Source organism: Planctomycetaceae bacterium (assembly GCA_039680605.1).
Classification (GTDB): Bacteria; Planctomycetota; Phycisphaerae; order SM23-33; family SM23-33; genus JAJFUU01.
Map to the genome: position 1 here is coordinate 74288 of JBDKTA010000039.1, position 13289 is coordinate 87576.

A 13289-nucleotide genomic window follows, 5' to 3' on the forward strand; every position below is an offset into this window, starting at 1 on the left:
CCAAGGAAACAATTGTCTATTTTTGTCTGTTTTTGAGTGATTCAGAAAAAGGCGTGTTATATAAAACCTTTACTGGCAGTAGGTTATAAGAATAACATCATTGTCTGCTGCTGGAGACCGGACAATCCCTCCGGCAGGGCGATTTCGCCACTTACCGGAGGGCGTAGGGGGCTTTGGCTGTGATGGCCGTTGCGATGCGGCGCAGGGCTCCGACGGTGCGCTCCAGGTTCTGCGGCGGTTGATCGGGTCCGCTGGGGAGGATCAGTCCTGCGTCGCTCCAGAACGCTGCGCGGGGGAAGTCGCCCGGGCATTGCAGGTGCGGCGAGAGGCTCAGCGGCGGATGGAACGGCCGCGTCTGGATGCCCTGCTCGGCCAGCAGCGTCATCACGCGCGGGCGGTCGGCGCAGAGGACTTGCGTCCACAGGGGCGCCTCGCCACCGGCTATGTTCGACTCGATCAGGCGCAGGTAATGCAGGTCTTTCAATTCGCGGCGGTAGAACTCATAGACCCGCGTGACGCCGGCGATGCGTTCATCCAGGCGGTCGAGTTGAGGCAGCACCAGGGCGGCTTGCATGTCGGTCAGGCGCAGGTTGAAGCCCGGCTGGGGGAAGACGTTATCGGCGATGGCGAGGGTGCCGTGGTTGCGGAACCGCAGCGCCTGCTCGTGCCGCCGGTCGTCGGCGGTTGCGACGAACCCGCCCTCGCCGCTGGTGATGAGCTTGGTGATGCCCATCGAGAATGCCCCAGCGTCAGCGAGCGTGCCCAGCGGCCCGGAGGGTCCGGCGCTGGCGAACGCCTGGGCGGCGTCTTCGATGACGGCAATGCCGCGCGGCGCGGCGATACTCTTGATGGTGTCGATGTCGCACGCCGCGCCGCCGAGGTGAATCGCGACGATGGCCTTGGTGCGGGGCGTGACGGCTGCGGCAACGGCGGCGGGGTCGACCAGCGGGCGGTCGGCCCGAACGTCGGCCAGGCGAACCGTCGCCCCGGCCAGCAGCGCCGCATGGGCCGGGGCCACAAACCCCAGCGCGGGGATGACGACCTCGTCGCCGGCGGCGACGCCGCAGGCCTTGATCGCCGCCAGCAGCGCAGCGCTGCCGCTACCGGTGACGGTCACGTGCGGCACGCCCAGGCGTGCGGCCAGGCGCGCCTCCAGCTCGCGACAGACCGGTCCGCCGTTGATGTGGCGTCCGCGGATCGCCGCGGCGACCGATTCGATCTCCGGACCGCCCAGGTCCGTCTTCCACCAGGGAACTGTCTGCGTTTCCATCGAGTGCCATTCTACCGGCGCCGCGGGGTTACGGGCAGGTGAAATTCCCGGGCTCATCCCCGTGAGTTTTCATCCGCCGCAGATGATCCTTGCCTTATAATGGCCGCATCGACTTGCCATGTTCGACACCAACTTCGACAACCAGAAGCTGATGTATCATCCCGCCGAGGTGGCCCGATGGCTCAGGACCGGCCGTACGCGCGGGCCGCTCTACACGGAGATGGAATTGTGCAGTTCGTGCAACTGCCGCTGCGTGTTCTGCGCGGTCGATTACCTGGTCAACAAGAGCCACGACCGCATCGACGTGGACCTGGCGCACAAGGTCATCGACGGCCTGCATGCCCTGGGCAACAAGTCCGTGATGTTCTGCGGGCATGGGGAACCGCTGCTGCACAGCCGCGCGGGAGAGATCATCGCCGACTGCTCGAGACGGATGAGCACGTCGCTGACGACCAACGGTCTGGCGCTGACCGCCGATCGCACGGAGATCATTGACGCTCTGGAGTGGGTGCGGTTTTCCATCAACGGTTGCAGCGCGGAGAATTATGCCGCCATCCACGGCGTATCGGCGGAGATGTTCGAGCGGGTGATGGGTAATGTCGCCGCGGCCGTCGAGCGTAAGCGCCGCGATAAGCTGGACGTGGTGATCGGCGCCCAGCTCGTGCTGCTGCAGGACAACGCCGACGGCGCCGTGGACCTGGCGCGTCGGCTCAAAGACATCGGCGTGGACTACTTCAGCGTCAAGCCGTACTCGCAGCATCCCCTTCGCCCGCAGCGCCTGGAGGTCGACTACAGCCGCTTCGAGAGCCTCGGCCAGGAGCTGGCGTCGCTGCAGAACGAGCGGTTCAAGGTGATCTACCGCCGCGGGTCGATGTCCAAGGCCGGCGCCGCCAAGCCGTACCGCCGCTGCTACGGGACGCACTTTCTGTCATTCGTCTCGGCCACGGGCGACGTGTGGGAGTGCAATGTTTTTGCCGGCGACGAGCGGTTCCTGATCGGCAACGCCCAGGCGGAAACGATGAGCGAGATCTGGACGGGTCCGCGTCGACGCCAGGTGTTGGCGTACATCGCTAATGAAATGAGCATCGACGGTTGCCGCGACATCTGCCGCATGGACGAGTGCAACCGCTACCTCTGGCGCCTCCGGCACCCGCGGCCTCACGACAACTTCATTTGATAATCGGCGGGGTCGCCAGGTTATTCAGACGCGGGTTGCTCGGGCGCGCCGCCCTGAGGCGCCGGCGGGGGAGCGTTGCCCGCCGGACCGCCGCCTTGAGGATTATTACCCGGCTTGCCTTTGCGTCGACGGCGACGGCGTTTCTTCTTGCCCTGTCCGTCGGCGGCGCCCGGCGCGGGCGCCTCGGCGCCTTGAGCGGGACGCGGGGCGGCAGCGGGCTGCGTTTCGGCCGGCGCCGGCGCCAGTGCGGGGCGGGGCGGCGGGACCGGTCGCGGCGCCGCGGCGGCGCGGGCGGGCAAACCTGGACCCGGGCGTCGCACGGACCCATGGCCCAACTGCGGACGCGGCGCCAGGTCCTCGGGCGGGGCCTTCATGTTGCGTTCGATGATGCTCTCGTTGGGCACGGCGATCTGCGTACCGTCGGCCAGCGCCAGCAGGACCATCTGGCTGAGAATCTCCCCGTCGAGCACCTTGCCGAACACCTCCGCGGTGCGGACGAAGGTCTTGCGCTTGGGCAGGAGCTTGCGCAGATCTTCATACGTATCGTCCTCGTACCGCATGCAGCACATGAGCCTGCCGCAGCGACCGGAAATCTTCGTCGGGTCCAGCGAGGCCTTCTGCGTCTTGGCCATGCGCATCGAGACGGGCTTGAGTTCCTTGAGGAACGACTGGCAGCAGCACTGCTGGCCGCACTTTTCGTAATCGGCCACCAGGCGCGCTTCGTCGCGCGCGCCCACCTGCCGCATTTCGATGCGGGTGTGGTATTCGCCGGACAGCGCCTGGACGAGCTTGCGGAAGTCGATGCGGTGCTCGGAGGTGAAGTAGAAGATGATGCGGTCGCCGCCGAGGACGTGATCGACGCCGACGATCTTCATCGTCAGGCCCATCTTCCTGGCCTCGGCGCGGCAGAAGATCGCCTCCTGGCGGGACAGGTCCTTGATGCGCTGGGCGTCGACGAGGTCCTGGGCGTTGGCCACGCGCAGCACCCGCCCCTCCTCAGGAATCGCGTACTCCTCGCCTGGGAAAGCCACGTACGCCGCGAGGTCGGCCCGGGTCATGCAGCCGCGACGGCTGTGCTGACCACCGCCGCAGCCCTGACCGCAGAGACCTTCCAGGGCCGCCGGATCGACTCGGTACTCGGGGGCTTCAGTGGATTCGGCGGCCTTAGGGGCGGTGGCGGGCGGGTCGCCCGGCGTCTGGGGCGCCGCGTCGGAGGCCTCGGGCACGACCGCCCCGGTGACCTCGCCGATCTCGATGCCCCGGGGCGTCCGGATCACCACGCGCGTCCCGCACGGCGGCGGCGACGACAGATTGTGACGAAACTGCCCGACGCCCCGCATCACCCCGAACCGAACCACGACCATCGGACCTTCGATGATCGCCGGAACCTTCGTCCGCGGTTTGGCCGCCTGCGCCAGCTTCGCACGCTGCGCCCAGGCCGCGTCCTGCTGCTGGGCCTTGATCTGCTCGGCCGTCAGGACCGGCGCGGCGGGGTCTTGCTCCCACAGCGGGTCCGGCGCGGGCGCGACCAGCGGCTCGGGCGCCGAGACGGGCGCCTCGACCGCGTCCCGCGTGGGCAGGGGTTCCTCCTCGCCGTGAAATATGTCGTCCTCCTGGATATCCACGGCCGCCAGGGCCGGTCGAGAGTCCGAGATCTCGGGCAGGTTTTCGAAAGCGATCAGCGGCTCGTCCGCGGCGTTGTCGGGGCGGTTGGCCGCCTCCGCCTGGGCGCGAATGGCCGCTTCCTTGACCCGTTCCTCAAACGACTTGTCCGCGTCGGGCGGGGCGTCCTGGGGCGGCGCGGGCGGCGGCTGCAGAAGCTGGTTTTCGCTTTCAGCGGGCAGCCCGCCGGCGAGCATCGCCTCCAGCAGCGTAGGCCTGCGGGAGGGCGTTTGGGCGGGTTGATCGGGCGGGGCAGAGGTCTGATCGCCGCGCGGCGCGTGCGAATCGCCTGTCGAAGCCGTTGCATCGGACATGGCAAAATCCAATATCTTCAGCCGCGGCGGCCCGCGGTTACAGTCGGTTCCAGTCTCCGGTCCGTCGCCGGAGTTTCAAACGCCCGCAAGGGCTGATCGGCCAGGCCGATTGTCGCAACACCCGCAAGCGCGGCAGCGGCGACAGGGACATTGTACCGGGGTGGCGGGGAAATTGGAACAGGAGTTTGGCGGTCACGGTCCGATGCGGGTCTTCCAGCCGTCGATGACCTTGAGCCGCTCGGCGCGCGAGGCCTTGATGTCGTAGCCTTTGAGGTGCGGCGCCAGGCGGGCCAGCAGCGCCAGGATCGTCTTTTCCGATTCGGGCTTGGCGCCGTCGTCGGAGATGGATTTGGCCATCGCCTCAACCAGCGGTTTGACCGCCCGCGGTCCGAGGTTCTGCAGTTCGACCTCCGCCGCCTTGGCCGCAGACTCGTCGCCGCCGAGCATTTGCCCCAGCAGTTGACGGACGCGCTGCTGGTCGTCGAGGCGCTGCTTGGCCGAGGCCAGCGCCAGCAGATTCTGCATCCGCTTGAGCTGCTCGCTGGTGAGGCGCTGGGCGAGGCGGTCCACCGCCTGGCGGGCCAGCAGCACCACCAGGTCGAACTTGCCGTCGGCATTCAGGGCCGACATGCGGTGATTCAACTGCTCCAGCGCCGCCTGGAAGGCCTCGGCGTCGGTCTGCTCGGCCATCGCCTTGACCGCCGAGACGTCGTCGGCGAGGATCATGGCCTCGACCCACTGTCGCCAGGCGGGGCGGGCCTGGGCATCGCCGGCGGCCAGCAGCGCCTTGTGCGCCTTCTCGAAGGCGACGGCGGCTTCGGCGGCTCGGGAGGCCTTCATCAGCGCCTCGCCCATCTCGCGTTGAACCGCCCAGGCCTGCGGGCTCTTCGCCGCCACCAGCGCCTGGACCAGCATGTCCAGCACCTTGATGCGCTGGACGAGGGCATCCTCGCGCGCGGCCAGGGCGGTCGCCGTCTCGCGCAGGACTGCGACGTCGGCCTTGGACAGCAGGCTCATCATGGTCGACCAGGCCTGGTCGCGCACGGCGGCGTCGTCTTCGGTCTCCACCCGCGTACGCTGCGAAATGGCGCCGAGATACTTCTGCCCGCCCAGGGTGCCCAGGGCGAGGATGGCCGCACGACGAACGCCGCGGTCGCTGTCGCCCATCAACGGGGCGATCGTCTCGGCGCCGTCGCTGAATCCCTGTTGCGCCATCGCGTTGAGCGCCGCCAGGCGGACGGTGGCCGCCCGGTCGCTCAGCGCCCGAGCGAGGGTCTTGCAGACCGCCGGGTCGTTCAGCGGTCCCATCGCCGTGATCAGTGCCTCGCGCAGCGTTTCGCCGTCGTCGGCCTTGTCGGCCTGGTCATACCGAGCCAGCAGCGTGGCCACTGCCGTGGCGCGCTCCTGACCGTTGAGCGGCTGGCTGCCGGCGATTCGCGCCAGTGCCCCGGCCGCGGCGATCACCGTCCGCTCGTACGTGGAGTCCATCTCCTTCAGGACCGCTGGAAGGGCCTTGGGGTCCCGCAGGCGCCCCAGCGCCGTCAGCAGCCCCTGGCGCACGGTCTGGACCTTCTCGCTGTCCAGTTGCGTCAGCAGGGTCGGGAGAATCTGCGCCTCGCCCAACTGGGCCGCCAGCAGCGCCGCCGAGCGGCGCACCTCGCCGGTGGCGTCGGTCAGCATCCCGCTGATGCGCTTTCGCACCGCGGCGGGTAGTTCCTTGCCGCCGGCGACGCGGCGGTCAGCCAGCGTCAGCCCCGCCAGGCGAACGTCGGCCATCCGATCGCTCAGCAGCGACAGCAGCATGGATTCCTGCTGGGTCTGGCTGGCAGTCTCGTACAGGTCGGTGATGGCCTTGGTCAGGCGCTCGCGAAGTTGGGCGTTTTCGATTTCGAGGGCGGCCTTGGAGCGGCTGAGACTGTCGGCCAGTTCGTTGAGCCACAGCAGTGGGTCTTTGTCTTTGTTTCGCTGCCACCAGGCGGCCCAGGCGGCGCGATCCTTGCCCAGGCTCTGGTTGTTGGTCATCGCCGCCAATGACAGCATCGCCGCGTCGCGGATCACCGCATCGTCGTCGTTGGTCAGGGTGATCAGGGCCTGGGCGGTCTGCTTGTCCAGCAGCGAGCCCATCGCCTCGGTGGCCACCTGCCGCACGGGCCTGTCCTGCTTGACGTCCAGGGCGATAGCCGTCAACTTGCCCGAGGCGCCTTTGGCGCGGTACGTGGCCAAAGCCTTGGCCGCCGGGCCGCGCACCGACGCGTCCTGCCCGGTCAACATCGACACCAGCGGCGCGATGAAGTCCGGATGGGCCGGACCATTCTCGGCAATCGCCTGCGCGATGGCGATCTGCGCCGTCTGGTTCGCACTGTTCTTCAGCACGGTCAGCAGCGCCTCGGCGGCCTGGGGATAGCTGCGCGTCAGCAGCAGCGCAGCGGCTTCCTGCTTGGTCCTGGCGCTGCGCTGGGGATCGTTGAGCTGGGCGGTGTAGGTGGACAGTTCCAGCGACTGGGCATCGGTCAGCGGCGTTGGGGGGCTCTGGGCGCCGGCTGAACCGGCGGCTAACAGGCAGCTCACCAGAAATATGCAGATGTTTCGCTCGTACATCGCCCTAGCACCCATCCTCGGCCTCGGCCGCCACGCCGAGGAAAGAAGGATCCCTTTTATAAACCGCCCTCTGGACCTACTGTACCGTCGGCGTTGGCCAAATGCCAGCAGAAGAAGCTCAAATGCGGGGAAAATCACAGAATTCACGCGCGGCGACTCCTTTTTCGGGACTCCACAGATCGTACTCGCCGGATATGTGCCATGGGGGCGGTAGCGGTTACATGCGTTACGCGAATTCCCACTACGGGGAGGGAAAAGTCGCGGCGGAGGCACTAAATGAAGAAGTAATTCGTTGTGTGAATTACTTCTTCATTTCGGGCCGTGTACCCCTGTTCATCGCAAGTATTCATCAAAGCCGCACAACGGCTTTGATAAATACTTGGTGCCTTCGCCGCGACTTTTCCCGCGCGGCGGAGGCAACGCGAAAAACAACAAGGCGTCTCGCCATGTCACCGCCGCCCGTCCCATTCACGCCTTACAACCCACAACTCACAGCGGCTGCACTGTTGCATTCTCCCGCGCGACTGCTACCATACTGGCCATGACATCATCCGCCGCCATGACCTACAAAGCCGCCGGGGTGGATATCGACGCCGGCGACGAAATGGTCGACCTGATCGCCCCGCTGGTCAAGCGCACGCACACCCCGCGCGTGCTCGACCGCTTCGGCGGCTTCGCCGGCCTCTTCAGCCTGGACTTTCAGGAGGACCTCCTCAAGCGCGACTACCGCGACCCGGTGCTGGTGGCCTGCACCGACGGCGTGGGCACCAAGCTCAAAGTCGCCCTGGGCATGAACGTGCTGGACACCGTCGGGGTGGACCTGGTGGCCATGAACGTCAACGACCTGATCTGCACCGGCGGCGAACCGCTGTTCTTTCTCGATTACCTGGGCGTGGGCAAGCTCGATCCGCAGCGCATGGCCTCGATCGTCCGCGGCATGGTCGACGGATGCATGCAGGCCAGTTGCGCCCTGCTGGGCGGCGAAACGGCCGAGATGCCCGCCTTCTACAAGCCCAAGGAGTTCGACCTGGCGGGCTTCGCCGTCGGCGTCGTCGAACGCAAGAGCATCATCGACGGCAGCCGCGTCGAGGCCGGCGATGTGGCTATCGCCCTGGCCAGCAGCGGGCTGCACTCCAACGGATACGGTCTGGCGCGCAAGGTGCTTCTGGGCAAGGGGCAGTTCAAGCTCACCGATCGCCCGGCCGCTTTGGGCGGCGCCAGCGTGGGCGAGGAGATGCTCCGCCCGACGCGCATCTACGTCAAGAGCGTGCTGGACATCCTGCACCGCTACCGCGTCAAGCGCCCCGTCAAGGCGCTGGCGCACATCACCGGCGGGGGCATCGAGGGCAACCTCCTGCGCGTGATCCCGCCGGGCCTGGGCGTCCGGGCCAAACGCGACAGTTGGACTGTCCCGCCGATCTTCAGTCTCATCGCCGAACGCGGACCGGTCGATTCGCTGGAGATGTTCCGCGTCTTCAACATGGGCGTCGGGTTCGTCCTGGTGGTCTCGCCGGCCTTTGCCGAACCGATCATGAACCGCCTGGCCGCACTGGGCGAACGACCCTGGATTCTCGGTCGAGTCCGAAAAGGCCCCAGCGAGTTGCAGTGGTCTTAGAAGCAGCGGTGAGTGGTGAGTGCGGAGTGGTGAGTATGGAGTGCGGCAGCCTTAGCTGCCGCTTTGGTTGTTGTTCGGATGCTGCACAAAGTGGCCAGTCGCGAATGGTAAGTGGCAAGTTCTGATTGTGGAGTTTCTCACTCACCACTCACCACCCACAACTCACCACTACAATAAAGCATGCCTGACAAACCGCAAATCCTGGTCGTCGGTTCCATTGCCATGGACATGGCCATGCACTGCCCGCACCTGCCTTCCGTCGGGCAGACCATCCGCGCCGCCAACTTCGTCACCAGCCCCGGCGGCAAGGGGCTGCTCCAGGCCACCGCCGCCGCCCGCATGGGCGGGCAGGTCCGCCTCATCGGCTGCGTGGGCGATGACGTGCTCGGGCGCCAGCTCATCGACGCCCTGCAGGAAGAAGGAATCGACACCGCCGCCGTCTGCACCCGTTCCGGCTTGCCCACGGGCGTGGCCGTGATCCTGGTGGATTCCAAGGGCGAGAACACCAGCATCGTCTCGGCCGGCGCCAACGCCGCCGTGACGGCCGACGACCACCTCTTCACGCACGAGGATATGTTCAAGACCGCCGATATCGTCCTGCTGCAACTGGAGCTGCCCCTGCCGACGCTTCGGGCGGCCGCCAACCTCGCCCGCAGCCACGGCTGCACGATCGTGCTGGACCCTGCCCCGGGCATGCAGGGGCTGTGCAGCGAGCTGTCGCACGTGGACGTGATCTGCCCCAACGTGATCCAGGCCGAGCTGATCACCGGCAAGCAGACCGGCGAGGAGCGCGGCGACATGAATATCGGGCTGGACCTGATCGCCCAGGGCGCCCAGGCCGCCGTGCTCAAACTGGGCCCGCGCGGATGCCTGGTCGTCACCGGCGGGGGCGAGTTCGAACGCGTACCGCCGTACAAGGTCGACATCGCCGACACCAGCGGCGCCGGCGACGCCTTCACCGGAGCGCTCGTCGTAGCCCTGGCCCGAAAGCACGACCTGGCCACAGCCGCCAAATGGGCCAACGCCGCCGGCGCCCTGGCCTGCACCCGAATCGGCACCCTCGCCGCCCTGCCCACCTACGACGAAGTCCGCCTCCTGATGGCCGACAACAACAAGTAGCAAGTACCCTGGGAGTAATATGAGATTGCGGCCCAAAGTCGTCTCGGAAGATGGTAGAGGTGCCCCTTGGAATCATTGCCGGCGCGATCATCTTGAGCATACTCTTAGTCGCGATCGTCTCCACAAATTATGAGTGGGAGCGATGGACGAGTCAGAAGGTCCGGCGCATCCTGGGGCAAGAGAGAGTGGAGGAACACTGCACGTCTGATCGGGTGCCACGCACAACTCCGTTGTGCGTGCCAATGTGTCTGGTCCTGAGAAGATCGTTGAAGGGAAACAGAAGCGACCTTCAGGATTGCGATGTCCCGAGGTTCCCGGGGACACGCACAACGGAGTTGTGCGTGGCACCCCGTCCATATTGCTCACTTCTCCATCAGGGCAGTTGCGCGAACGTAATCGGCGATGCCGCGGAAGCCTTTGGTGCGGCTGCGGGATTCGAGGATGGCCTTTTCTTCCGGAGTCAGACGCAGATTGACCTGTTCGGAGCGAACATTCTGGCGGGCCGGGACAGGGGGCGTGTTGCCGTCTTCCAGCATCGAGGCCACGCCGGCGATGAGCGACTTGCGCGTTTCCTCCATGCACTTGCCGACGGTCTTCCCGACGCCGATGCCTTCGGGATATTCCAGCGCGTGGCCGACCCAGTCGCCGCCCTCGCGGCGCATCACGATGTCATATGCATCCACGACGCGCTCGGCCCTGACCAGAATGGATTCGTCAAACGGAACTGATTTGAGCTTGGTCTTGGTTGCCATAGTCATGCCTCCAGCTTTTGTATCATCCGCACGTAAGCCGGATGCACCTTGCCGCGATGCACCGGGATGGGCAAGCTGCGGACGCCGGGTTTCTTGAAAATGTGGTGCGAGCCTGAAATCCGCTCCAGGAAGTAACCCTTCCGTTCCAGCATCTTCTTGATTTCCGCGAATCGGACTTCGCTTGCCATTATTGAAGTATAGCGTGGGATATCGAGGAGAACAAAGCATTTCTATCGGGTGCTGCCTTGCCGCAGTTGCCTGGGCGAACGCAGACCAGTGTTCAATCCCATGTTAGTCACTTTTCCATCAAAGCCGTTGCGCGAACGTAATCAGCGATGCCGCGGAAGCCTTTGGGGCGGCTGCGGGATTTGAGGATGGCCTTTTCTTCCGCCGTCAGGCGGAGGTTATAGCGCCTTCTTCGTCCTATCAAGCGGACGCCGCTGCGTGGGTAGCCGCCAAGCGGTATTTCTCCAAGGTGGCGGGCACCTGGTCGGCCGTGATGGGTCCGTGGACGTTGCCGTCGATCATGATGACCGGCGCCAAGCCGCACGTGCCCAGGCAGCGGGCTGGCTCGAGGGTGAACATGTTGTCGGCGCTGGTCTGGCCGAATTCGACGCCCAGTTCGGCCCGCAGCCTGTCGGCGATGGCCTGAGCGCCCTTGACGTAGCAGGCCGTGCCCAGGCAGACGCTGACCTTGTATCGCCCCTGCGGCTGGAGGCGGAAGAAGTGGTAGAACGTCGCCACGCCGGTGACGCTGGAGGTCGGCACGCCCAGCAATTGGGCCACCGCATCCATGTGCTCCCGCGACAGGTACGAGTAGCGTCCCTGGACTCGATGGAGGATCGAGATCAGGTGGCTCTGCGGTCTGTCGCTCTGGGCGCACTGGCTGATGTACGTGACGATGTCGGCCTCGAGGGTGGCCTCGGCGGCGGCGCGAACGTCATTCCAGTTATCGGTATGGGTGCAGGTGCAGGTGTGACTCATCGAATGCCTCGTGGGAGCCTTGCCTTGTAATGGGTGTGGAGCAGGGTGTGCGCGATTTCGCTTCCGGGCTGGCCCAGGAACTCGCTGTAAAGTTCAGCGATGGCCGGATTCTCGTGCGAGCGGCGCATCGTCTTGTCCTGGTCGATGCTGTACAGGGCCGACGCCCGCTGCGCCAGCAGGGCCGGATCGAGCACCTTAACGCCTTTGGGCGGGTACGGCTGACCGCCGCCGCCGATGCATCCGCCGGGGCAGGCCATGACTTCGATCACGTCGTACTTCTCGCCGGCCAGGACCTTGTCGAGCACGATCTTGGCGTTATTGAGGCCGTTGGCCACTGCCAGGCGCACCTCGCGCCCGCCGACCGATAGCGTGGCCTCTCGCAGGCCCTCGACCGCCCGGACTTCAGTGAACTCGATCTTGTCGGCGCGCTGGCCGGTAATCTTCTCGATGGCGGTGCGGAGAGTCGCCTCCATGACGCCGCCGGTGGTGCCGAAGATGTCGCCGGCGCCGCTTGAGACTCCCATCGGCGAATCGAAAGTGTCCTTGGGCATTTCCCAGAATTCCATCGTGGGCAGTTGCCAGTAATCGATCCCGAAACTCTTGATCAGCCAGATCGCCTCGCGCGTGGTCAGCACCGCGTCGGTCAGCGGGATGCCTTCCTGGAGGTAATGCTCGGGGCGGCGAGCCTCGAACTTCTTGGCCACGCAGGGCATGACCGCCACCACAAAGATGTCCTTGGGATCGACGCCGATCTTCCTGGCGTACCAGGTCTTGAGCAGGGCGGACATCATGCCCATCGGCGAGCGGCACGTGGAGGCGTTGGGAATCATCTCGGGGTAAAACTTCTCCAGAAAATTCACCCAGCCCGGCGAGCACGACGTCAGCAGCGGCAGCGGGCCATTGCCAGCCAGCCGCTGCAGGAACTCATTGGACTCTTCCATGATCGTCAAGTCGGCTGTGAAGTTGGTGTCGAAGACAGCCTCAAAGCCCAGGCGCCGAAGGGCGGCGACCATCTTGGACGTCGAAGGCGTTCCCGGCGGCAGGCCGAACCCTTCGCCGATGGCGGCACGGATCGACGGGGCCGTCTGCACCACCACGTGTTTGGTCGGATCGGCCAGCGCCGCCAGGACGGCCTCGGTGGCGTCCTGCTCGAGGAACGCGGCGGTGGGGCACACGTTGATGCACTGCCCGCACTGGATGCAGACCGATTCGTCCATCGGGGCGTCGTGCGCGGGCGCGACGCGCGTGAGGAACCCGCGGCCCTGCTGGCTGAGGTTGTGGACGCCCTGCACTTCGTCGCACACGCGGACGCAACGCCCGCAGAGGATGCATTTGTTGGGGTCGCGGACGACGGCCGAGCCGCTGTCGTCGCAAGGGAAGTCTTTGCGGCTTCCCTCGAAGATCCGGTGCCTCACGCCCAGCGAGTACGCCAGGTTCTGCAGCTCGCAGTTTCCGTCGCGTTCGCAGGTCTGGCATTCCTTGGGATGATTGTCCAGCAGCAGCTCGACGATGTCGCGACGGGCCTGGCGGATCTCCGGCGAGTTGGACCGTACGATCATGCCCTCCCAGACCTTGGTGGCGCAGGCGGCCATGTAGTAGCCCATCTCTTCGACGTCGACCACGCAGACGCGGCAGGAGCCCGAAAGGCTCAGGTCCGGATGGTAGCACAGCCGCGGGATGCGGATCCCCAGCATCTCGGCCGCTTCCATGATGGTCGTGCCGGCCGGGACGGTGACCTTCTGGCCGTCGATGGTGAACGTGACCGTTTTGGTTTCAGTGGTTTGTGTCATGGGTATTT

General features: G+C 65.9%; 10 protein-coding genes. 3 read left to right on the forward strand and 7 right to left on the reverse strand.

Features of this window, described 5'->3' with window-relative positions:
• Positions 1 to 151: 151 nt before the first annotated feature.
• Positions 152 to 1270: a DegT/DnrJ/EryC1/StrS family aminotransferase gene (locus ABFD92_11320; GenBank protein MEN6505123.1), complete on the reverse strand. Its 1119-nt coding sequence runs from the start codon at positions 1268 to 1270 to the stop codon at positions 152 to 154.
• Between the two features lie 118 nt (positions 1271 to 1388).
• On the opposite strand from ABFD92_11320, the gene ABFD92_11325 reads away from it, so the two are divergent.
• Positions 1389 to 2447: a radical SAM protein gene (locus tag ABFD92_11325; GenBank protein ID MEN6505124.1), complete on the forward strand. Its 1059-nt coding sequence runs from the start codon at positions 1389 to 1391 to the stop codon at positions 2445 to 2447.
• A gap of 20 nt (positions 2448 to 2467) precedes the next feature.
• Here ABFD92_11325 and ricT read toward each other — a convergent pair whose 3' ends face one another.
• Entirely contained in the window at positions 2468 to 4423 is a 1956-nt protein-coding gene (gene ricT, locus ABFD92_11330) for a regulatory iron-sulfur-containing complex subunit RicT (protein MEN6505125.1), read from the reverse strand.
• A 192-nt stretch (positions 4424 to 4615) separates the two neighbouring features.
• Entirely contained in the window at positions 4616 to 7021 is a 2406-nt protein-coding gene (locus ABFD92_11335; protein MEN6505126.1) for a HEAT repeat domain-containing protein, read from the reverse strand.
• Between the two features lie 541 nt (positions 7022 to 7562).
• Here ABFD92_11335 and purM point away from each other — a divergent pair.
• Together purM and ABFD92_11345 are read left to right on the forward strand one after the other, a co-directional pair.
• Positions 7563 to 8636, forward strand: a complete 1074-nt coding sequence (purM, locus tag ABFD92_11340) for a phosphoribosylformylglycinamidine cyclo-ligase (GenBank protein ID MEN6505127.1) — start codon at positions 7563 to 7565, stop codon at positions 8634 to 8636.
• A 180-nt stretch (positions 8637 to 8816) separates the two neighbouring features.
• Positions 8817 to 9755, forward strand: a complete 939-nt coding sequence (locus ABFD92_11345; protein ID MEN6505128.1) for a ribokinase — start codon at positions 8817 to 8819, stop codon at positions 9753 to 9755.
• 362 nt (positions 9756 to 10117) lie between these two features.
• Here the strand turns inward: ABFD92_11345 and ABFD92_11350 are convergent, their stop codons facing one another.
• The 4 genes from ABFD92_11350 to ABFD92_11365 all read right to left on the reverse strand — a co-directional run bounded on the left by ABFD92_11350 (position 10118) and on the right by ABFD92_11365 (position 13281).
• Positions 10118 to 10507, reverse strand: a complete 390-nt coding sequence (locus tag ABFD92_11350) for a hypothetical protein (protein ID MEN6505129.1) — start codon at positions 10505 to 10507, stop codon at positions 10118 to 10120.
• Positions 10508 to 10509: 2 nt separating this feature from the next.
• On the reverse strand, positions 10510 to 10695 hold the full coding sequence (locus ABFD92_11355; GenBank protein MEN6505130.1) for a type II toxin-antitoxin system HicA family toxin: 186 nt from the start codon (positions 10693 to 10695) through the stop codon (positions 10510 to 10512).
• Between the two features lie 238 nt (positions 10696 to 10933).
• Entirely contained in the window at positions 10934 to 11491 is a 558-nt protein-coding gene (nuoE, locus tag ABFD92_11360) for an NADH-quinone oxidoreductase subunit NuoE (protein MEN6505131.1), read from the reverse strand.
• On the reverse strand, positions 11488 to 13281 hold the full coding sequence (locus tag ABFD92_11365) for an NADH-dependent [FeFe] hydrogenase, group A6 (GenBank protein MEN6505132.1): 1794 nt from the start codon (positions 13279 to 13281) through the stop codon (positions 11488 to 11490). The genes nuoE and ABFD92_11365 overlap by 4 nt, the downstream gene beginning before the upstream one ends.
• Positions 13282 to 13289: the final 8 nt, after the last annotated feature.